At 45.8% G+C, this 21,762-nt stretch carries 17 protein-coding genes; 3 read left to right on the top strand and 14 right to left on the bottom strand.

The genetic code is table 11. The features are described from left to right. Positions 1–11: 11 nt before the first annotated feature. Positions 12–1,085, bottom strand: coding sequence for a linear amide C-N hydrolase (locus JQC93_RS02895; RefSeq protein ID WP_205156952.1), 1,074 nt, complete (start codon positions 1,083–1,085; stop codon positions 12–14). 119 nt (positions 1,086–1,204) lie between these two features. Between JQC93_RS02895 and JQC93_RS02890 the strand changes: the two genes are divergently transcribed. Next, positions 1,205–2,098 carry a LysR family transcriptional regulator gene (locus tag JQC93_RS02890; protein ID WP_205156951.1) on the top strand — a complete coding sequence of 298 codons (894 nt, stop codon included), beginning with the start codon at positions 1,205–1,207 and terminating at the stop codon, positions 2,096–2,098. Between the two features lie 90 nt (positions 2,099–2,188). Here JQC93_RS02890 and JQC93_RS02885 read toward each other — a convergent pair whose 3' ends face one another. The 11 genes from JQC93_RS02885 to JQC93_RS02835 all read right to left on the bottom strand — a co-directional run bounded on the left by JQC93_RS02885 (position 2,189) and on the right by JQC93_RS02835 (position 17,346). Beyond that, positions 2,189–5,062: a UvrD-helicase domain-containing protein gene (locus JQC93_RS02885; RefSeq protein WP_205156950.1), complete on the bottom strand. Its 2,874-nt coding sequence runs from the start codon at positions 5,060–5,062 to the stop codon at positions 2,189–2,191. A gap of 237 nt (positions 5,063–5,299) precedes the next feature. After that, the gene (gene eno, locus JQC93_RS02880) at positions 5,300–6,601 is read right to left on the bottom strand and encodes a phosphopyruvate hydratase (RefSeq protein WP_205156949.1); all 1,302 of its coding nucleotides are present in this window, start codon (positions 6,599–6,601) and stop codon (positions 5,300–5,302) included. Continuing rightward, entirely contained in the window at positions 6,591–7,562 is a 972-nt protein-coding gene (locus JQC93_RS02875) for a phosphotransferase family protein (RefSeq protein WP_205156948.1), read from the bottom strand. Before JQC93_RS02875 ends, eno begins: the two co-directional genes overlap by 11 nt. 9 nt (positions 7,563–7,571) lie before the next feature. After that, positions 7,572–9,050, bottom strand: a complete 1,479-nt coding sequence (locus tag JQC93_RS02870; RefSeq protein ID WP_205156947.1) for an aldehyde dehydrogenase family protein — start codon at positions 9,048–9,050, stop codon at positions 7,572–7,574. 11 nt (positions 9,051–9,061) lie between these two features. Next, on the bottom strand, positions 9,062–10,303 hold the full coding sequence (locus JQC93_RS02865; protein ID WP_205156946.1) for a hypothetical protein: 1,242 nt from the start codon (positions 10,301–10,303) through the stop codon (positions 9,062–9,064). Positions 10,304–10,505: 202 nt separating this feature from the next. Further along, positions 10,506–11,324 (bottom strand): class II fructose-bisphosphate aldolase, encoded by an 819-nt coding sequence (locus tag JQC93_RS02860; protein WP_205156945.1) that lies wholly within the window; start codon positions 11,322–11,324, stop codon positions 10,506–10,508. Continuing rightward, the gene (locus tag JQC93_RS02855) at positions 11,308–12,252 is read right to left on the bottom strand and encodes a carbohydrate kinase family protein (protein WP_205156944.1); all 945 of its coding nucleotides are present in this window, start codon (positions 12,250–12,252) and stop codon (positions 11,308–11,310) included. Before JQC93_RS02855 ends, JQC93_RS02860 begins: the two co-directional genes overlap by 17 nt. An 8-nt stretch (positions 12,253–12,260) precedes the next feature. Next, a complete protein-coding gene (locus JQC93_RS02850) occupies positions 12,261–13,781 on the bottom strand; it encodes an L-fucose/L-arabinose isomerase family protein (protein ID WP_205156943.1) in 1,521 nt (506 codons plus the stop codon). Between the two features lie 126 nt (positions 13,782–13,907). Further along, positions 13,908–14,888: an ABC transporter permease gene (locus tag JQC93_RS02845; protein ID WP_205156942.1), complete on the bottom strand. Its 981-nt coding sequence runs from the start codon at positions 14,886–14,888 to the stop codon at positions 13,908–13,910. An 11-nt stretch (positions 14,889–14,899) separates the two neighbouring features. Further along, the gene (locus tag JQC93_RS02840) at positions 14,900–16,375 is read right to left on the bottom strand and encodes a sugar ABC transporter ATP-binding protein (protein ID WP_205156941.1); all 1,476 of its coding nucleotides are present in this window, start codon (positions 16,373–16,375) and stop codon (positions 14,900–14,902) included. 62 nt (positions 16,376–16,437) lie between these two features. After that, positions 16,438–17,346: a sugar ABC transporter substrate-binding protein gene (locus JQC93_RS02835; RefSeq protein WP_205156940.1), complete on the bottom strand. Its 909-nt coding sequence runs from the start codon at positions 17,344–17,346 to the stop codon at positions 16,438–16,440. A gap of 445 nt (positions 17,347–17,791) precedes the next feature. Here JQC93_RS02835 and JQC93_RS02830 point away from each other — a divergent pair, with 445 nt between their 5' ends. Next, a complete protein-coding gene (locus JQC93_RS02830) occupies positions 17,792–18,646 on the top strand; it encodes an AraC family transcriptional regulator (RefSeq protein ID WP_205156939.1) in 855 nt (284 codons plus the stop codon). Between the two features lie 99 nt (positions 18,647–18,745). Here the strand turns inward: JQC93_RS02830 and JQC93_RS02825 are convergent, their stop codons facing one another. Both JQC93_RS02825 and JQC93_RS02820 read right to left on the bottom strand, forming a co-directional pair. Next, positions 18,746–19,744, bottom strand: coding sequence for a LacI family DNA-binding transcriptional regulator (locus JQC93_RS02825; RefSeq protein ID WP_205156938.1), 999 nt, complete (start codon positions 19,742–19,744; stop codon positions 18,746–18,748). 217 nt (positions 19,745–19,961) lie between these two features. Then, entirely contained in the window at positions 19,962–20,963 is a 1,002-nt protein-coding gene (locus JQC93_RS02820; protein WP_205156937.1) for an AraC family transcriptional regulator, read from the bottom strand. A 253-nt stretch (positions 20,964–21,216) separates the two neighbouring features. Between JQC93_RS02820 and JQC93_RS02815 the strand changes: the two genes are divergently transcribed. Further along, positions 21,217–21,636, top strand: a complete 420-nt coding sequence (locus tag JQC93_RS02815; protein ID WP_205156936.1) for a hypothetical protein — start codon at positions 21,217–21,219, stop codon at positions 21,634–21,636. Positions 21,637–21,762 lie beyond the last annotated feature (126 nt).

Genomic DNA, 21,762 nt, shown 5'->3' with positions numbered 1-21,762 from the left:
TCTTTCGTGGGCTAGCCCGCGTGGTGGCGAGTTACATAGTTGGCCATGACACCCGTGCTTTGAGTAAATTGCTCAGTCACATCACCAAACAGCTCTGGGTTATCTGCATCAATGGCGTAATTTTTGCCATCGTTGAGCGCGTTAAAATCAACAAAGAAATGGGTGTAAGCATCGCCAAATTGATAGCGCACTTGCATCACTTTCTGATCCAGGTTGTAACCTACAGAGTAGATGGTTGCATAGCCACGCATGACACCTGCAGCATCCGCACGGTTTGCCGCATCCAGTGGGATTTTATAAGTAACACTGTCTATTTTTGCCAATCCGTTTGTATAACTAGATGGCTCGGTCAGTTGCGATTTCATGTATTTGTTCCACACAAATCTCTGCGCAGAGTTGATATTTCCCGGAACTGGGAATACACCATCAACCACATCGTCAGCGGTTGGCTGCGCTTGATCCCAATTGGTAAGGTGCTCTTGGAACGTCGGGCTGTTGGTCATGACATCGTATTGCTTACCATGGTAGATAGTCCAACCGTCATCGAGAAACTCAAGAATTGCAGAATCTCCGCTTTGATCTTGAATCGAGTAGTGACCGCGCATAAAGTGTCCATTATGCGAAAATTGTTGGATTTCAATGTCATGTATGTTCTCTAGCGCTTCTTCCACGCTAGCGAAATTATCAAGTAGGTAGGCCACGAATATCGCGTTTGACACTTGCGCTAGATCGCCACTTAAATCACCCGTCGACTCTTCATCTAAAAACAGACCATTAGCAGAAAAACCAACTTCATTAAACCCGTCAACGAGGCCCATGCCATAGAGTGTCATACCGATCGATGCGTATTTAGACGTCCAAGTTTTACCTAGTTCGCTACTGTGCCCTTTGTATTGTTGTCCAGCATGACGGACTTCGATGGTAGGTTGGTTTGCTTCCATCCAGTCCATCGTGCGACTCACAAAAACGCCGTGATTGTCGGTTTCCCACAGGATCCTAGAGCATGCTTCTGCCGTTGTTGCGAATGTCGCGGCGCTGGTTACAGCCATCAGCGCTACCATTAATTTACTTTTGCTGCTTTTCATTATGTCGCCTTATAAAGGTTTTAATTCTGAAAAGACTTTAAACAGTTATCTCCAACAACAAAAACCACATCTGTTGTATAATCTGCAACATACTTAGTCGAGTTTTGGAGTCTAGTACTATGCCAAGAGCCTCATTTGACCAATTAAGCGCATTCGTGTCGGTGGCCGAACACGGCTCGTTCAGTAAGGCTGCAAGGAAACTCAACAAAGACCGTTCAACCCTGCATCGGCAAGTCACCGATCTCGAAATAGATTGGGGTATTGAGTTATTTGAGAGAAATAAAAAAGCACCAAAATTAACTGAGCAAGGAGAGAGTTTGGTGCGCGCGGCCAAACTAATCATCTATCAAATGAACGCCCTTGAATCAGCAACCGACAGCTTGCATTTGGGCGATAAGACGCAAATCACAATCTGCCATGATTCGTCCATTTCAAGCTTAGCAATACAAAAAATGGACGCCGCGATCCGCTCCAACCATCCAATGACAGTCATTAACTGGCTATCACGTTCACGCAAAACGGCGTTAGAGTTGTTGGTAAAAGGACAAGCCGATTTTTGCATTACGCTCAACCAAGGGGCGCTCCATCCAGATAGCGGTGTCAGCTTTATTAACTTGGGTTATCCCGAGTTCAAGTACTACGCACACCAAAGCTCGCCGCTTGCCAGCGAGAAACAACTTTCGCTGCCAGAGCTACAGCTTCATAGGCAATTTTTGCTCGAAGATTTAGAACAAAGCCTGTTTGGTCAGCAAACTCTCATTTCATCTCAAACAAGCTCAGTGAGTGACCCTATGGCACTGATTAAGCTTCTAGAGTTAGAAGGGTTTAGCCTGTTGCCTACGTACCTGGTAGAACAAGATCACAAGCAGCTGGTGCCTCTGGACCTCGACTTTGCTTTGCAATCAGGCCGGTTAGGTTACGTGCTGCTTTACCCTTCAAGCGCTGTGAAAAAGACGTTGCAGCAGGACATCATTGATGTCGTGGGAGATTGGTTTCGTGAATCGTGCGCATAAAAGTGACGATCAATTTTGGTCCTATTTACTCTTATCGGTCTTGCTCCTAATCACCAGTAAATGAACATCGCACTAAGAGTAGTTAATCAATTAACAGCTTATTTTGAAAGAACAGTTGTCCTCGACATTTCTACGATATGTGGAACATCCCCAGAAAGCACCATATTTTCCATGACGCAGTTTCATTTCACTCCCACAGTTTTGACATACTGGTCGTTCATAAGCGCAATTAGAATCAATACAAACTTGAAAGCCCTCTTTAATCGAACGACTCATAGGACTCCCACACTTATCACACTGTGTCTCTTTGTTTTTGCACCTAGGAAACAAAGAACAAGACATAAAACGTCCATATTTTCCGCTTCGTGGTTGTAACGTTCCTACTTTACAGGAGCCGCAAATTATCTTCTCTGCCTCCAACTGAACCAATGACACATCAAACTCATCAACTTCTACCAGATATGAGTTGTTCATTAGCTCTAATATGAAATCGCTTGGATCAGTCATATCTACAAGTAGATAAGCTTTATGCCTCGCTCTAGTGATTGCCACATAAAACAACCTTCGCTCTTCTGCATGTTTAAATTCATCTCCTTGAGGTAACAAGGCTTCTATAAGAGGAGGGATTTGCTTCTCTGAAGGAAAACCATGTTTTCCAGACCCTAGGCCTAAAATTACTACGTAATCTGCTTCTTTACCCTTCGAAGCATGAAATGAAAGGTTTTCTAAATTTAGTGTTGGATAGCGTTGTCGTAACCACTTCAAATAATTGGCATCTGGCAGCTTATGCCAATACCTAGATAAAAGGTAGACCTTATTTTCACTAGTTTTTTTAGACGCTGCAACCAAGTTCGATATAGAGGTGAGCGCTTTATCCAGGGACGATATACCTTGTTCTTCATCACCTTGGCGAATAATACTTATAGCAGGATGAATTAGTTCTACTAACGAGCTAATCTCTTTTCTAAGTTGTACTGGATTTTGAGTAACAAACTTAGTTGCAACACTACCAATTGCACTATTGAAGCGAAAGGTCTTGTCCAACGTAGTTTTAGAAGTCGTACCAAAGTACTGTTCAAAATCAGTTGTTAAACGAACATCAGCTCCGCTAAAGCGATAGATCGCTTGCCAGTCATCACCCACACAGAATAAGGAGCTATTTTCAGCATTATCGCGTAAAGCTTTAACTAATCTTGCCCTTGGCTCAGATATATCCTGGAACTCATCAACAAGAATATATTTCCATGGTGACTTAAACTTACCAGACTGAACATAGTCTAACGATTTTGAAATCATATCGTTGAAGTCTATATAACCATGCTCTGCGAGATATTCTTGATAACGTTGATAAAGAGGCATTACAAGCTCTAAAGCTTTAGACGTCTGCTTAGGATCACTAGAATACTTGATAACATTTTTCACCCCAGCGTCATTCAAGTGGGCTGCTTTATACATATCCACCAAAGAGCCAAACAAACGAGCTAACTCTATTACCTGCCCCATTTGTTCAAGTTCATTTAGGACTATATCATCTGACTGTTGTGCTGCGTTTACCTGCCGTATCTGCAGCTCTTCCTCCAAGGCTAGCTCCATCACTCCTTTTCTATGTTGGTGGTAGAAGACTTCCACATAGCCTGTTCCATACTTTCTATGAGTATTTCTTTTCCATTCAATTCCACTGCGATATTTCTCACTGTCTATGTAAGGCGGCGCATTTCCATTTTCATCAATGCCATAGTGCTCAATGTAAATATCGTACTCTGGCAAGTAGAAATCTGGCTCGTATTGGCGATACTCATGCGTAGCTACATCTATTCGATATTTGGCTTCGTATTCATAGTTGATTCCTTTTCTGTAGAGCCAATTAGCAACAACCATTTCCCCAAAGCTTTTAACCTGCTCACCCTTCAACGTTCTAATGTCATTATCGTGCAAGTACTTAATGTACTCTCCTTGAGACTTAAATTTGAAAGGATCTTTTTCGACAAAATAGTACGAACTGAAATAGTCGAGTAACGCTTTTCTATAGCGCCTCTTATGCATTAGATTTGCAATTTCATTGTTCATCCATTGGGTCTTTGCCTTTAAGTCACCTTCGAGAGGTGAGAGTTGAGGAGCAGTACCTTCAACTTCCGTAATAATTTGCATACCTAAACTATGAAAAGTGCTGGCTTTGACGTTCTCAACATGGAGCTTGCTTTTGATACGCTCGTCCATCTCCAAAGCAGCAATGCGGCCGTATGCCAGCAAAAGAATGTCATCAGGTTTTGCTTGTCTACTTTTTAATAGATATCCTGTACGGCCAACCATAACACTGGTTTTTCCTGTACCAGCGCCTGCCAACAAAAGATTGTTATCGTTATCTGTAACGCACGCGATTCTTTGCTTATCGGTAAGCGGGTTTGACTCTACATTGTCAAAATACATCTGATACTTTTCTAGCTGAACGGAAATATACTCATCTCGAATTCGCTTAAGTTCAGGTTGATCCCATCGATTGATACTGCAGAGAGTTTCGGCTGTTTCGCGAGCCTTAGTTGAGAGGCCGTTAGCTTCCTCCCATCCGTGCCAGCGTTTAAATTCCTTACTTACAAAATCTGTAATCCTAACAATTGAAGAGTCTCTTAAATATCGAGTCGTACATTGGATCTCTATAGCTGACAAAAACGCATCAAGACGGCCAGCATTTTTATTTGCCCACAAAGGAAAAAGTTGATGTTTACGTTTGAATGAGTCGGTAAAACCAAGCATCGAGTAATGATGATGGTCACCTCCAATTTTGAATGCCAGATAACTTCCAGTAAGAGATACGCCCAGGGATGGTGGCGATTCAATTTGTTCCCACTTAAATAAGCTTTTTCCTGTAGAGCTCTCTACTTCAATACCTAACTCACTAATAACCAAATAATGATTACTTTTAAAAAAACGGGCTAAGAAATTTGTAGTGAGCGTCCACTTAGTCATGATGTGTAATCGCTAGATTGAGAAGTAATGTTGTACCTTAGTTTAGCTCAAGATGCTTGCCGGATTAATTGAGCAAGGATAACAATCAGTATTAGCGCAAAACTCAAATGAACAAAAACTGATTTATCAAGATATGCCTTTCTACCTACGATGCCATACTAGAGCACATAGGTTTGCTAAAAAAAGCAATGTTAGGCCAATCAAAGCCCAACATTGCGCGTCATTCTTAGCAGCTGCTTACACCACACTACTGGTCTTAGACAACTTAGCGTATATTGTGCCTCCTTCAAATCGCGCGCTTTCGCCTAGTTGCTGCGCAATGCGAACTACCTCATTCCACTTCACCATGCGCTCGCTACGAGTAAATGAGCCCACTTTTAGTTGCCCTGCGTCGGTTGCGACCGCAAGGTGAGATATAAAGGCATCTTCCGTTTCGCCTGAGCGAGCAGAAACAACTGGCAACCATCCTGCTTGCTGCGTAATTGCAATCGCCTCTAGTGTTTCAGTGACCGTGCCAATCTGGTTAAGTTTAATCAGCACACTATTAGCTAAGTTTTGGTCTATGCCCTGTTTAATACGAGCAATATTGGTGGTAAAGAGATCGTCACCGATGACTTGAATTCGGTCCCCTACTTGCTCAGTAAATCGTCGCCACATGTCAAAGTCTGTGTCGGCAAACGGATCTTCTATCGATAGCACTGGATAGGTCTCGCACCAATCCAACATCAATTGCAAAAACTGCTCAGAAGTGTAGCTTTTACCATCCAGAGGTAAATGATAGAGGCCGTCTCGATAGAGGTCACTGGCAGCAATATCCAGTGAAATTGAGACCTCTTTGCCAGGTTCATAACCCGCTGTGGTAATGGCTTCAACCACAAACTCAAAGATAGCTTGATGATTGTCAAACGTTGGCCAAAAGCCCCCTTCGTCAGCGGCGCCAGCCAACAGACCCCGCTCTTTAAGAAGAGCTTCGGCAGTGCGATAGATATTAAACGTCACTTCTAGGGTGTCTTGATAAGTTGTTGCGCCATTCACAATGATCAAGAAGTCTTGAATATCGGTGCGCCACTGCGCGTGTGCACCACCACCTACTAACTGAATCTCGGGTAACGGCAACAAAGTCCCTGAGCCTTGTGGTGCGAGCGACTTGTAAAGTGGTAGCTTGAGTGCCTTTGCTCGTGCATCAGCAACGGCAAGCGACACAGATAAAATAGCATTGGCACCTAATCTCGATTTATTGTCAGTGCCATCTAACGCGCACATTTGACTGTCGATGTCAGATTGCTTTTGTACAGATTTGCCAATAAGCGCTTGTTGCAGCTCGCCTTTTACGTGCTCAATCGCTTTAAATACCGATTGTCCCTTAAAGCGAGACAGGTCACCATCACGCATTTCTAAAGCTTCAAACTGGCCTGTAGAGGCGCCCGAAGGCACCATGCCCACACCATGCGTTCCATCGTCTAAGGTAACAACGGTTTCTAGTGTAGGCTGACCACGAGAGTCAAAAATTTGGTAGGCGTCTATCTGTTTAATGTACATCGTTTTTTACTCCTAAAATTAGCTGTTCCACAGAAGAGGCCGGATGGGCCAATTGCGATAATATCCATTGTCTAATCTGGGCCTTTTTATCTGCATTAAGGTATTCAACTGGCGATTTTCCATCGAGCCTTGCTAACAACATGTAAAGTGACAGGGTAACTATGTGTTGTGGTTCAAGTTGGGAATAATGGGATGATCCCAGTGCGTTTTGATAGGCATCGAAGAAGTGTTGCGCCAATGCGCAATAGTCTGACTGACCAAAATGGTGCGCTTTGAGCAGAAGATGATGGAGCATAAAGGCCACATCAAAAGCAGGATCGCCAAACCAAGCAACTTCGCAGTCCACTATTTTGATTGCCTTAGCGGACACCAAAATATTTTTGGGACTAAAGTCACCGTGTACTAGGCAGCGTTTATTGGTTGCTACTCGCTCTATCAATGCAGTGATCTGTGGAGCTAAACTTGGATGATTAGAAATTAACGATTCAAAATAGGGCTCAAGACGTAATTGGTAGAAATTTTCGTCCGAATCAAACAGCGCTTGGACATTGCTGTCGTCCCAACTCAAGGCGTGAATATCCCCTAATGCTTGCCCAATACGGCTTGCTACTTCAACCGAGCACTCTCCAACCATTAAACGCTTTTTCCAATCTTTGTACTCGGCAGGAAGATACTCCATAGTAAAAAGTTGCTCTTCTTCTAACGAGTTCAAAATTTTAGGAACATAGTTAGGCAGCCTATCCCCAACATAGGTCAAGTAGCGTTGCTCAAAGATATTGCGATTGGTATTTGCAAACCATTCTTGCTCTACATTCAGTTTGGCCAGCGCTCGCTTGGCAACAAAACGGCGCTGCTGGTCCTCTATCAGATAGATCTCGCAGCTTACCCCGCCCGTAAGCGGGGTTGCTGTCGCATGCTGTTTAGAGACCACATCGTGTTGCTGCAGTATGTCCAAAATCATGCGAATTCCTTAGCGCACTGCGGCAACAGATTGATGGCGTAAGTAACCTTCAAAGGTCGCTTTACTGTTTACTCCACCCCCACAGCCACTCTTATTACAGGCGCCATAATGCAGGCCATACTCAAACACGTTGTGAGCGTTGATCCAGCTGTTCCCTCCAACTAACTGATGCGCAAGCACTTTGGCTTTAGCAAGGTCTTGGGACCACACACTGTTAGCCAAACCATAGAGGTTGCGGTTAGCGCGCTCTATCACTTCCTGCTCGTCGTTAAACTTCAGCAAGAACGAGACCGGACCAAAGATTTCTTCAATGGCCCACGGGTTATCATCGGCACCGGCCAAAAGCGTTGGCGTGATGTAGTTGCCATCACTCAAGCTTTCGTCGCTAGGTCGCACACCTCCAGTGACAATAGTCGCACCATGAGCCTGAGCATCGCCAATGCATTCAAAAATCTTGGCTAACTGTTTTTCAGTACAGATGGGGCCCATCTGCGCGCTTTCAGTTAAACCGCGTCCCAATACAATCGATTCAAATGCCACTTTTGCTTTGGCAACAAATTCGTCGTAGATATCATCATGGATATACCATCGCGATGCGGTGCAACACACTTGTCCAGCATTGAGCGTTATTGCCCCTGTCAGTCCTTCTACAGCAGCGTCCACGTCTGCGTCGCTGCAAATAATGGCTGCGCCTTTACCGCCTAGTTCTAATTTTGCTGGCACTAGATTACGGCCACAGACTTCACCAATATGACGGCCTACCGCCGTTGACCCGGTAAATGACATCAGCTTAATGCGTGAGTCAGAAATTAGGGCTTCACCCGCAACAGAGCCGCTGCCTGGAAGAACATTGATTACGCCCTTAGGAAAACCCGCTTCTTCAGCTAACTTGGCCAAATATAGTGTCGATAACGGAGTCTCAGAGGCAGGTTTAATCACCACTGTATTACCCGCAGCAAGTGCAGGAGCAATCCCCCAAGCACACAAAGTGAACGGGAAGTTCCAAGGGAAAACAAACGCCGCTACACCATAAGGTTTTTTCACCGTGTGGCTGTCTGTGACTTTCAGTCCGAGTTCGACCTCGTACTGTGCCTCTACCGCAAGGGTGGCAAAATAGTCGTAGCTGTCGGCCGCAAAAGGCACATCAAAACCCGTTGCTTCGGCTTTAGGTTTACCGACATCAATAGATTCTAATTCGGCCAATATATCTTCATCACGACGAATCAAGCTCGCTAGTTTTTGCAGCAGGGCTTGTCGCTTAGCAGGAGCGGTTGCTCCCCACGACTTAAATGCCACTTCTGCATGGCTAACCGCATCATTCATATCTTGCGGCTGCGCCATTGCTATTTGTGTCACGGCTTGGTTTGTTGCCGGATCGACCACATCAATACTTTGACCCGATCGTAGCCACTCTCCGTTACTAAAAAACGCCAGTGGTTTGTTTTCAAGAAAAGCCAGGGTGTTTGGGTTTAGAGTCAGTTGTGTCATCTCTTTTGCTCCTAGTTATTATTCGCTACCGCTACAGCGGTAAATGAGAGGTCTAATATGGCGATATGCCGCATAACTGCCGCCTCTATAATTGTGTTGAGGGTTGTAGGGTGTTGAGTAGAGTCTGTTGCGAGTGCCAGTTCATCGGACGTCAGCTCGAACAAACTGTTAATGCATGGGAAGGTGACAGTTTGCTGCGCTTTAAGTGCGTAGCAGCTGGGTTTATCCATGTAAGTGCGTTGGCTTCGGCTATGCTCCAAACCTTGGCAACTAGAACCAATTGCTGCCTCCATCCCGAGCGCGTAGGTACGGTCAACGCCTCCTTGATAATCTGCCCACGGGGTAAAGTCTCGACCGCCGCAATGATTCCAATAGTTCATCGATTGAGCATTGACTTGATTAGGTAGAGAAGAGAGCGGAATCACCGACAAATACGCCAGATTCAAATAGGGATTAACACACAAGCTCCACATCAGTTCGGGGTTATCCGTGGTGCCTGACACGAAATCTGAGTGCCCTGTGTACCCATCCATCTGGTGTAAATTTTTATGTCTTGCAGACTTAGTCGGTGCGGCTGAAAAATCGGTAAATTCAAGGTTAGGCTCTAATTGAGTGGTTTGATCAAACTCGGTTCCTGCCGGCGCAACTTTGAAGTGATTGCAGTTGTTAAACACCAGACATCCACGTTCTAAAAAGGGCGCGCCCAAGGTCGTATGCCATGCAAGATTAATATCGACGACTTGATCATTTGGGTTATGGACCTGCAATACACAGTAATGCGCACTCTGGTCTGCATACAAATAATCCCATTTTTGGTATTGAAGTTGGCGATACTGCCCTTGCAGCTGCCAATGCGCGATGTTGGCCTTGTGATGGCTGTGTTGGTACTCAACGTCCACTTCATAACAGCGATTTAGTTGCCAGTTAGTATTGGCGCAATCTCCATGGGGTAATAGCTGATCATTGCCTGGGCCAAACGTTGGCGCACATGGGAATGTCCCTGCCGCTTGCCTCAATAATTCAATGCCCCAGTAACTGGATTGTTCGGGATCAGTACTATCCATGAACCCAGATTGAGACGCCTTAAAGTGAGGCTGCCAGTGAGTGTTAAGCCAAACTTCCCCGTCTTTATCGCGTAATCGCTTTGAATACTCGGGAGTCATGCCACCAAAGTTTTGAACAAACAACCGGGTCGATGAGTTGGTGATCCAAACTCCTGACTGCCCTAAATATGACGACTCTTGAACTGGCATAATGGCTCCTTGTGCTAAATTTTGGGTGCAGTAACCCCCAAAAAGTGTGTCACTTTCTGTCGTTGAAAAAACTTTTAGCTGTGAACTGCGTTAGCGGGCAGTCCACTGGTTTAAGCGCGTGGGTTGTGGGGAACCTATAGAGTGCTAAAGGCCGTTAAGCTGCTAACACCTAACACAAGCACCCCAACAACATTGGCACTGTCTAGCTCAGCATGTCCGTATATTTTTGGACCTCTTGCTCAATTTTGGGCAGCACACGTTGCATCGTCAGTGGTGGATAGGCCGACAATCCATCAACCTCAATCTCGTGCCCAAGTGTTTGCATATAGGTGGTATGTATGGCCGTGCCTACGTTGATTTTGGTAATTCCCATGGTGATGGAATGGCGAATATCGTCGGCGCTGATGCCCGTACCGCCATGTAAAACCAGTGGCGTACTAACAGCGTCATTAATTTGCGATAAGCGTTCAAAATGTATTTCTGGCTCGCCATCGTAATAACCGTGCGCGGTTCCTACGCCAACCGCGATCAGATCCGCACCTGATTGCTCTGCTAAGGCTTTAACATCACTCACCGCTGCAAGATAATCGCCGTCTGTAAATCCGCGACCTCGGATCTTGCCGATTTCAGCTTCAACCACTACACCTCTAGCGTGCGCATAATCAGCCACCTTTTTAGTGCCCTCAATGTTTTGCTCCAAACTTAACGCAGAGCCGTCATACATCACCGAGTCAAAACCGGCATCGACCGCCGCTAAACAGAGCTCTATATCATCACAGTGGTCGAGATGAAGATAAATTGGCACTGTGGCGTTTTTTCGCAGCCCTTGAGTCATCGATACAATAAGATCGAGACCTAAAGCATCCACCACGCTGGTATACGCCATCAAAAGCACCGGCACCTGCTGTTTTTCTGCAACCGCTACTATGGCTTTACCATCCCAGATATCATTGAAATTGAAACCAATAATGCATTTACTGTTTTGGTGATATTCTCTAAGTAGCTCAGACAACGGCTTCATAATTATTTCCTTGTAATTCAATTTGTTGGTAGTTTTTGATTGCGCCTGTGGAGCCGTATTGCTGAACCACTATCGCACCTGCTCGGTTGGCATTGTGTACAGCATCTTTAAAGGGTAACCCGCGTGCAATTGACGCTAGAAATCCACTGACAAACCCATCACCGGCACCCGTCGTGTCGACAACACCATCAATAGGTTGTGCGTGCACCCAAAAACCTATTTGGCCATCATGGGCGTAAGCGCCTTTTGCTCCCGCCTTAATCACAACCTGTGACACTCCAGCATCAACGAAGTATTGCGCGCACTCTTCGATGGTTGATTTTTCGGCGATCTGTTGGGCTTCGTTGAGTGTTGGTAGAAAGTAATCCAAGCTGGGTAACATAGGCCCAATGGTCTTTAACCACCGACCACTGTTATCCCACCCCACATCCAAACTGGTCTTAACGCCTTGCTCGCGAGCCTTGGCAAACAGTTTGGGTAGCCCCTTTTCTTCAAGGCTTGGCAGCAAAAAGAATCCGCTACAGTGAACAATGTCGTGATGTAAAATTGCACTCTGATCGAGATCGTTTAGCGCCAGACTGTCAACGGCCCCACCACGGTATAAAAAGACTCTCTCACCGTGCTTATCCACCAGAGCAATGGCAACACCGGTTGAGTCACCGTCTGTTTGGTTGACGTACTGGGTATCGACGCCTTCTCCCGCATAAGTGTTGATCAGCCAGTCGCCAAAAAGGTCGCTTCCTAATTTTGTGTGTAAACTCACCGGCACGCCCATAGCGCCGAGGTTAAGCGCGACATTAGCAGCGTCACCCCCCGGCTTGGTCGTCACCGTATCTAGCAGGGTCACATCTTGAGTAAAATGGAATGATTCAGTAGGACCGACAATCAGATCCGCAACAGCCATTCCTACGCATGCGATAGATTTCATAGCGCCCTCTACAATCGTCCAAAGCCGGCATGTTGACCCGCGTTGCACACTGGCAACTCTTCAACGCCTAACCAATAATTCAACACTTTTAAATCACTTAAAAAATGTCCGCGACCAACAATCCAATGGTGGTCAAGGCCTTGATCCAAGATAGTGCCTACCAGTTGTGCTGCCGTATGCTCGCGCGTCACAACTTCACCGTAGGTGCCTCTAAACTTCATGTCCGATTCCACAATATCGCCCTCAAAGGCTAATACATGGTCTATCGATGGAGCCTGATACTTAGCAATGGTTACCGGGCCTGGCTCAACCAAAAACTCAAACAACATGCCCCAGGCGGTGTCGCTGTCGTAGTTTTCTAAAATGCCGTGTTTACGAGACTCAAAACCGCTGCCTTGTTTTCTAAGACGAGTTGCTGCCGAGCCGTTGTGCCAAACGCCTAAACGTTCACCGTCGTCAGATAAGTACGATATGTCAGAGAGCATAGGGATAGCAGCACCCGAGGAAAGCTCGTTAAACAGCATCATGGTGATCATTGCGCCTGTGTCCGCCTCATCCGACACCACAATGCCCTGATCATTCATCAGCGCCATAGCGCCGTCACCGGCCACATTGAAGTGGTCAAATAGCTCTGGCCAGTTTTTAAAGCTGACACCGATGTACTCGCCCTCGCGCGCCACCGTCATCAGGGCGAGAGAGAGTCGAATGGTGTCGTGGACTTGTTTGTCAGGCACGTTATTGAACTTGCAATCAGGATCGTTCAATACCAGTCCGGCGACCTCAGCAACATCGTGCTCAGAGAAATCCGCCATACGTGAGGTGATGTCTACCAGATTGACTCGGTCAAACCCCAGCTCGAGCTTCTTCATAATTGCAATTTCGTTGATTTCACAGTCGTAAAAACCCGGTACGCGGCTAGCACCAGCAATCAATGCCTTGCGACCCCGAATGTTGCCCAAAGCGCGGCTTACACGTGCAAACCTCTGCACTTCTTCGGCTACGCGAGGCTGGTCTTCGTTGCAAAACAGCCACTGATATTTCACGTCCAATGAATTGAGTATGCCCAATACAAAGTTTTGTGAACACAGTCTGTTGGCCTGTAAATTCACACCATTACCCATAGGCTCAGGCATTGCTAAGCTAAATATTGGGGTTTGATGTTTCGCCAACCAAGAGCCAAGCTGAGAGCCCACTTCACCAGTGGTATACGCAGAGTGGCACAATACAATGCCATCTAATCCGCCGTGAGCGGCGTCATCTAGGAAAGCTTTAAGCTGCAAATGGTCTTGAAACGGCTCTGGAGCTACAACCAGTTGATACTCCTCACTTGGCAATGCGTCTTCAACAATTTGCGCAACCTTAGTGGTGGTCTCGCGCGCCAAATCCCAATTAAAATGGATTTCTATCGCGACAGAGACAAAGGCGATCCTTGATACGCGCTGTGCTTTCGGTGCAGGTATAAGTGAGGCGATAAACTCACTGGCGACGCCGGGTGAAAATTGCGCCTCTGCGGTTGGTGTTGTTGTCATTGTTAATCTCCATTTACTAACGCTTTAATGCACTATCTCTAATAACCAAATCGGTCCACTTAACGAGGGCTAAGTCACCCTCAAAATCTCATAACGAGTGAGGGCATCCCCTCTAAAAACAGTGAGCTACTTGCTCTTGTGACTGGTCAATTGGTCGAGGCCAACTGCCGTCAGTAGCACCATTCCTTTCACCACCCACTGCACATACTCGTCAATGTTGAGTAGGATCATGCCGTTTGACAGCACGCCCATGATCATCACACCTGCGATCACACCGGTAAGTCTTCCTGACCCACCCATAATCGACACACCACCAAGTACCACAGCGGTAATGATGTCCATCTCGTAGCCTGTACCGCCGCGTGGTTGGCCGCTGTTTACTCGCGCCATCAATACGATGCCGGCAAATGTGGATAAGAAGAATCCAATCAGGTAAACCTTGGTTTTAAGTCGCTCAACATTAACCCCAGATAAGCGCGACGCTTCTTCATTACCACCAGTGCCATAGAGGTGACGACCAAACGCGGTTTTGTTCAGCAATATGTATCCGAAGATGAACACAGCAACCATGAGAATGACGGGGAAAGGAATGCCAAACACCCAACCTTGACCGATAAATTTCACGGACTCTGGAAGGCCATAAATAGGCAGACCGTCGTTAAGTATGTAAGCAACGCCGCGAAGTGCGGTCATAAGACCTAAGGTGGCAATCAGTGGTGGAATGCGGATCTTGTTGATCATCAGTCCTGTAATAGCGCCAAAGAACAAGCCAATACCTAACGTACCAACAACCGCAATAATCGGAGGTACGCCAGCATTAAGCATCAGAGCACAGGCCATGCCGGCTACACCGATCATCGAGCCCACGGACAGGTCGATACCACCAGTAAGAATGATCATTGTCATCCCCACCGCGCATATGCCGATAATGGACACTTGTCTTAAAATATTGAGCAAGTTGACCTTGGTTAAAAAGCTGTCAGACAGCAGGCTAAACGCAATCACCAATACGATGAGAGCAATAAAAATCCAGTACTGAGACAGCAATGTAAGTAGATTTTTGCTGTTCCATTTTTCCACTGGCATCGATACTTGAGAGTTTTCCATAATCGATTCCTTTAAAATCCTGAAGCGTATTTGAGTACCGTCTCTTGGCTGTACTCATTAGGGAGGAGTTCTTTTGCGATAGCGCCTTCGTGGATCACCAACACGCGGTCAGACATGCCCAGTAGCTCTGGCATTTCTGAGCTGATCATGATGATGGAGACACCTTTCTCAGTGATTTGGCGCATTAAGTCGTAGATTTCAGACTTTGCACCCACATCAATACCGCGAGTAGGCTCATCAAAGATCAGAACCGAGCAATCATTTAGCAGCCATTTAGCTAGCACCACTTTTTGCTGATTCCCGCCAGATAGATTGCCAACCAACTGATCGATAGAAGGGGTTTTCACATTCAGTTTTTCGATAAACTGAGCGGTGGCTTCGCGCTCTTTATCGGGCTTAATGATCCCCTGCTCTGCAAATCGCGACAGACACGAATAACTCACATTGTCACTGATCGACATGCTTAGCAGCGCGCCTTGGGTTTTGCGATCTTCAGGGAGTAACCCAATACCGGCATTAATGGCATCGTGAGGGGTTTTGACTTGCAGCGTGGTGTTATCCAGCACGACTTCTCCCGAGGTCATGGGGTCTGCACCAAATATTAGGCGGGCAATCTCTGTTCTACCCGCGCCAACCAAACCAGCCAATCCCAGGATCTCTCCCTTACGCAGGTTAAAGCTAACGTCGTTGACCAGCGGAGACGATAGGTGCTTGACCTCCAATGCGACCTCACCAACTGGATGCAGTCTAGGTGGGTACTCATTGGTAATGGTGCGCCCTACCATTAAGCGAATTAGCTCATCCTCATCAACTTTGTCGATGTCGCAGGTGGTGATGTATTGGCCGTCGCGTAAAATCGTCACGCGATCACACAGGTCAAACACTTCATTGAGCCTGTGGGAGACATAAATTATGGTCACCCCCTGGCTTTGCAGGCGTCTAACCGCCTCATACATAAATTTGACTTCTTGGTTGGTCAGAGGCGCTGTCGGCTCATCCATGATCAGCAAACGGCAATCTTTAGAGACCGCTTTCGCCAGTTCGACTAACTGCTGAAAACCAATACTCAAGGACTTAACCTGAACCGTTGGATCGATATCAGCACCAAGGCTGTCGAGCAGTTCACTGGCCATTTGGTTCATGCGAGGCTTGTCCAGCAACATGCCTTTATAAACCTCGTTACCATAAAATATGTTCTCGGCAACGGTGAGCTCCGAAAACAGACTTAACTCTTGATAGATAGCGGAAATACCCAAATCAATAACCGCTCTAGGGTCACCACTTGGCAGTGATTGACCTTCAAATATGACTTCACCTTTGGTGGGGTTTATTGCCCCAGTAATGGTTTTAATTAGCGTGGATTTTCCGGCACCGTTTTCACCCATAATGGCGTGAACTTCACCGGCTTGCAGATCAAAGCTGACGCCAGCCAGTGCTTTAACACCGGGATACTCTTTCACTACGGATTTAAGACTCAAAATCGACATAAGTGCATCCTTTCAAAACTGGATTACGGGAGCCAGATCAGGCTCCCCATCGTGGCTCCGCTCTACTTAGCAAGCAGTGGGAACATTTCGATTTTCACCATTTCGTCAATTGGGCCGTCATCTTTTACTTTCAGTGCGACTTCGACAATCATCTCGCCAGTGACGTAAGGCGCGATATCAACAGTGCCTTTGTACATCGTGTTTTGAGCGATTTTCTTTTGAGCTTCTTCGGTCGCATCAAGTCCAAACAGTGCAAACTCTTCTTCGTTGACGCCCATACCTTTGAGCGCTTCAAATGCGCCAAGGATACCTGCGTCGTTCATGCCAACGAATACACGCACATTTGGGCGTGACTGCATAACAACTTCTGCAGCGCGAGCGCCGGTTTCTGGGGTGTAACCGCTCTGCTCAGCGGCAATCACTGCGTCCGGAGCAAAGTCCATGATGCCTTGTTTAATGCCGTTAGTGCGTTCAACCAATGCAGAGACTTCAGGCTGGCCTAATACGGCAACTTCTGCTTTACCGTCCATGTGATCGGTAATGTATTGACCTGCCAGCTTGCCGACTTCGTAGCCGTACTCAAACTCAATCAAACCGATTTGGGCGTCGGCACCTTCCATTGCTTGGTGTGCGTTGACCACTGGGATGCCGTTTTCATGAGCAAGCTTAATTAATGGCTCAACAGCAATGGCATCAATTGGGCTGATCACAATCGCGTCCATGCCTTGGGCCACGAAGTTTTCAACGGCGGCAATTTGGCTTGCCGGGTCCGATTTTGCATCGTGTATGGTTACTTTTACGTCCAACGCTTTTGCTCTGTCTTTCACACCATTAGTCACAGCAATAAAGTAAGGATTCGCTAAATCCATGGTGGTGTAACCAATCTTGGTGGTTTTTGCTTCAACGGCGGTTGCAACGACAGACGCTGCAAGTAGTGCGGTACCTAGTAGTAACTTTTTAATATTTTTCATGTTTACCTCAGTTCCATCCATTTGGTAATCAATCACAAGTCAATACAGCTCACTTTGGCTTTGATTTATTTGTGGGTACTGGTGTAGGGCCAGTAATCACTAGCCTACGTGATGAAAAGTCACTGCACTGGGCGTTTTTTGTTCGCTTCTGGTCCAAAATTAGCTTTGGGCTTGCACTATGATGGGGCTCACAAATTGGCTAGACCAATTATTGGAAACGGCCTTTTAAGGTCACAATAGAAGGGATATAGAGAGGTAAGGTCATGATTTAATTGCTATACTTTTCAGTAAATTAGCCTTTAGTCGCAGCTGTGACCCGATTCTAGTATTGGTCACCACCCGCTATACAAACTCGAATTTAATGTTAACAATATGATCTTCAGGTCATTTATTAAGCAGTATCGAAGCGTCGAATATCGTTTATATCGAAGTCGGAGTCGAAGGTTTGAGAGCAATTAAAGAAAATGTTCTATGTACTACCGAAACATTTACCGCGTACTTATTTGAGGGGGAGCAATTTAACCACTCTTATCATTTTCATTTTGAAATTGAGATCGTTCTAATAGTCAAAAGCCATGGCAGTTTGGTGGTCGGCGATCACATCTCGACCTATCAGGAAGGGGACGTCTATTTGTTCGGACCTAACCTCCCACATTCGTTTGTGTGTGGCACAGATACCCACCTTGCCAAGTCATTAGTGATCCAATTTGATAAGAATTGCTTTGGCGAGCTGTTTTTCTCGTTGCCTGAATTTAAAACCATTAATCTATTACTCGAAAAAGCCACCTTGGGTTTAAAGCTTCGCCAAGACGCCAATGATATTTCCAGCAGGATCAGTCAAACTTGCTCGACGCAAGGTGCGAACTCCATCATTAGCCTGTTAAAGTTATTGCATGAATTGAGCAGCAACGAGAACGTAGAAACGATATTAGATGACTTCCACCTACAGCAGCACAGTATTGAAACCCATCGGCTCAATGCCGCCATCAATTGGGTGGATGTGCACTTTAATAAGCCAATACAGCTAAGCCAAGTCTCCGAACTGGCCGCTCTTACTGAGCACGCTTTTTGTCGCGCGTTTAAACGTGCCACAGGTAAGACGTTTTTGCAGTATTTAAATGACAAGCGGGTGCACGAAGCAGCACAATTGTTGATCGAAACAAACCGGCAGATCACCGACATTGCCTATGACGTCGGTTTCACCAACATCAGTAGTTTTAATCGCTACTTTAAAAAGGTGAAACAGCACTCCCCGTCGGACTTTCGCAGAAGTTTTAATATACTAGAGCAAGATAGTTAACTGGATCAGCCACACCTACTGCCAAAGGATGTTTGGCCTAACAGGCAATCATTCAGTGACAACGTTTAAACCAAGTCCAGCGTAGTACGCGACCGACAATTAGATGACTGCAGAGTTTCTTTCGATCAACTTAGGGACAAACTCTAATTCCTCATCGGACACAGAGGGAGTCGCGTCTTCAAGCAGTTGTATCGATAAATTGGCGGCGAATTCGGCCATTTCTCTGATTGGGTAGCGAACGGTGGTCAATTTAGGGTACAGGTAACGCGCAAGCTCGATATCATCAAATCCCACAACGGACACTTGCTCGGGGATTTTGATCCCTTCACCATGCAGATAATCCAAAACACCCGACGCTAACGCATCGTTATAGGTCACAATGCTGCTCGGCAACTCGCCTTGCTCTGCAAGCTGTTTAATTGCTTTATATCCTGCCTCAGCAACTGGCTCACAGTGCACTACCCACTGTTCATTAAACTCGATACTGCGATCTTCTAGTGCTTTTTGATAACCCAAATAGCGATCTGTGGCATCCTGAATATCTTCGCTTGAACCTATGTAGGCAACGCCGTTGTGGCTATCTAACAAGCGCGAAACGGCAATATGCATTCCTTGGTGATTATTTAGAAACACGCATCGCTCTTTGATGGCATCAATGTAGCGATTGATCACTATCATGCCCGGTATTTCTCGGCTGTATTGAATGAGCTCTTCATCGGAAAGGCCTTTCGAATGGACAACCAAAGACTGACAGCGATGACTGAGAAGGTACTCAATCATGTTTTTCTCTTCTGTTGCATCGTGATAACCGTTACAGATAAGAAGGTGCAATCCCTTTTGACGGGCCACCTCTTCGATACCCTTAACCATTTCGCCAAAAAAGGGAACGCCAACATCCGACACTAACACACCAAACATTTTTGAGGTTTTGCTCACTAGCGCCTGCGCAACCGCGTTGCGGCGATACCCAAGTTGGCGTGCGGCATCGTGTACCGCTTTATAAGACTCTGGACTGATTTTTGAAGAGCCATTAAGCACTCTTGATACCGTCCCAACAGACACTTTGGCCACTCTTGCTACATCTTTGATTGTTGCCACTCGGTCCTCAATAACTTTATATGATTATAATTTCGTAAGATAAAGATAATAACCATTTGTATCGAGCAAGTCTTTGAGCGATGCCTTGATATTGACTTTCATCATACAATTACTGGGTGAATCCCATTGCGTGAAACGAAGCTGCTAGTGCACAATGCAGCAACCACGATAATTGCATTAAAATATACAAGCGCCAAGGCTCTGCTCTCGATTGTGGCTAAATAGGTTTTTTCACTGTTTGCTTGTATACATTGGGCGTCAGACCTGACATGCGTTTGAAGGCTCGCGAGAAATGAGCGAGATTGGCGTAACCGAGTTGGTTGGACACGTATGTTAGAGAATGCCCTTCCTCAATTAATTCGCAAGCGACCGAGAATACTAAGTTGTCTTTAATTTTTCGAAACGAGGTTTTTTCCTTCGTGAGTTTTCTTTGCAGTGTTCGCACAGAATAATCGAGTAACTCAGCGGCATATTCGATCGTTAAATCGCGCTCTCTTACGTAAGGTTTGAGTACTTCAAATACATTGTCGGTAAAACTAGTATGCCACTCCACCAAAGTGGGTTTTTCTCCCAATGCCGCAGAGCTCAGTGAGATCGACTTGGTCAGCAAATCGTTCGGGATCCTTACGCTGGTGTATCGATTTTCGACGAATATCCGACAATGACTTGGTACCATGTTCTTAATAATATCAACATCTTTACCTCTCAATGTAATGGTCTCTGGCTGCCAATTGCGATTGAGTAGCGCACTCATTAGCTGTTGAACATAACTAATGGTAAACGCTTCTGTCCATTGAACATAGGGGTTGTTTTTACCGATAGATTCAACGCAGAACCAACTCTGCCCATGCTCTTGCAAAAAGAAAACTGAGCTACTTGGCGTGTCAGCCGTAAAGATAGCGTTTATATCGTTAAGTGCATCGCCAATCGTTTCATACCGATTAAATTGATGCAAAATCACCGGCAGGATCCGTTGGCCAATCGCCATGCTCAATATTTCGATGAAGCTGTTAACGCCTAGCTGTGTCGACGCCAAAAAGATAAGACGTTTAATAGAGTCGGATGGAATAAACTCACTGTCAGAATTAAGTAGGTCCGCTGGCAAGCCTGCATCTTCCAAAAGCTGATGCAGATCCAATCCAAACTCTGTACACACCTGCACTAAGACTTTTGCATAGTTGGTATGTATTACTGGAATATCAAACTCACGTTTTCCCACGTAACACTCTCCTTGTGTCTACACCAATAGATTCTAGCCACCACTCAACGGGCGATTGCGTCTTAACTCACTTTACCACATTTGCTCACGCTCGCTATGCAACCATAGTTATTTTGCATACAGCAGGTTACCGAAATAAATGGCGTAAAATGGTAAGTATAGATGCTATGAATCATTCAAAATGGTTTCATTCGCTGAGGGGCAACAATCAACTTAGCAAACCGTTATCACTACTATTATGAAGAGAGACAACATGACTTCGAATATTCCGTTTCTAACTAAATCAATCATTGGTATCACTGCAGTCGTTATTGCAAATCAATACTGGTCTTGGTTTACGGTAGACAGCCTTAACACCGCAATTCTTGTCGGCGTTATCATGCAGGTTTGTTTGAGCTTCTTCATTTGGTTAGAAGGTTATGCAGCTAGCCAATGGCAGCAAAAAGGCTCGACCAAACTGCACAAAATTGGTCGTGGCGTAACTTCTTACATCTCATTGGTCGGTGGTAAATTTGTCACCATGGGGATCATTGGTGCCTTGTTTGGCTCTTCTGTGGTCATGACTGGCTACTTCAACGGTATCGTTGTGTTCTTTGGGCTGATCTTCCTTATTTTGGGTTTTGAGAAAGCCGTAGAAAAAACGTTTTACACCTCTGAACTCGAGACCGCGTAAGCACGGTCTGCTCAGTTTTCTACATCGCAAATTTTCAAAAATATTCTATCAAACTAACTGATCCAGTTTCGATTAAAACAAAGCATGGTTGTAATGTGGCGCAAAATGATAAGCCCGATTCATTCA

The organism is Vibrio ulleungensis (genome assembly GCF_016900875.1).
Taxonomy (GTDB): domain Bacteria; phylum Pseudomonadota; class Gammaproteobacteria; order Enterobacterales; family Vibrionaceae; genus Vibrio; species Vibrio ulleungensis.
The sequence above is the reverse complement of the archived record's forward strand: the minus strand, read 5'-3'. Positions and strand labels throughout refer to the sequence as shown.

What these genes read in the sequence shown, in the direction of transcription:
- JQC93_RS02845 (WP_205156942.1), bottom strand. Translation starts at nt 14,888, where the DNA reads ATGGAAAACTCTCAAGTATCGATGCCAGTGGAAAAATGGAACAGCAAA.
- JQC93_RS02875 (WP_205156948.1), bottom strand. Translation starts at nt 7,562, where the DNA reads ATGATTTTGGACATACTGCAGCAACACGATGTGGTCTCTAAACAGCAT.
- JQC93_RS02855 (WP_205156944.1), bottom strand. Translation starts at nt 12,252, where the DNA reads ATGAAATCTATCGCATGCGTAGGAATGGCTGTTGCGGATCTGATTGTC.
- JQC93_RS02895 (WP_205156952.1), bottom strand. Translation starts at nt 1,085, where the DNA reads ATGAAAAGCAGCAAAAGTAAATTAATGGTAGCGCTGATGGCTGTAACC.
- JQC93_RS02865 (WP_205156946.1), bottom strand. Translation starts at nt 10,303, where the DNA reads ATGCCAGTTCAAGAGTCGTCATATTTAGGGCAGTCAGGAGTTTGGATC.
- JQC93_RS02870 (WP_205156947.1), bottom strand. Translation starts at nt 9,050, where the DNA reads ATGACACAACTGACTCTAAACCCAAACACCCTGGCTTTTCTTGAAAAC.
- JQC93_RS02850 (WP_205156943.1), bottom strand. Translation starts at nt 13,781, where the DNA reads ATGACAACAACACCAACCGCAGAGGCGCAATTTTCACCCGGCGTCGCC.
- JQC93_RS02815 (WP_205156936.1), top strand. Translation starts at nt 21,217, where the DNA reads ATGACTTCGAATATTCCGTTTCTAACTAAATCAATCATTGGTATCACT.
- JQC93_RS02890 (WP_205156951.1), top strand. Translation starts at nt 1,205, where the DNA reads ATGCCAAGAGCCTCATTTGACCAATTAAGCGCATTCGTGTCGGTGGCC.
- JQC93_RS02835 (WP_205156940.1), bottom strand. Translation starts at nt 17,346, where the DNA reads ATGAAAAATATTAAAAAGTTACTACTAGGTACCGCACTACTTGCAGCG.
- JQC93_RS02885 (WP_205156950.1), bottom strand. Translation starts at nt 5,062, where the DNA reads ATGACTAAGTGGACGCTCACTACAAATTTCTTAGCCCGTTTTTTTAAA.
- eno (WP_205156949.1), bottom strand. Translation starts at nt 6,601, where the DNA reads ATGTACATTAAACAGATAGACGCCTACCAAATTTTTGACTCTCGTGGT.
- JQC93_RS02840 (WP_205156941.1), bottom strand. Translation starts at nt 16,375, where the DNA reads ATGTCGATTTTGAGTCTTAAATCCGTAGTGAAAGAGTATCCCGGTGTT.
- JQC93_RS02860 (WP_205156945.1), bottom strand. Translation starts at nt 11,324, where the DNA reads ATGAAGCCGTTGTCTGAGCTACTTAGAGAATATCACCAAAACAGTAAA.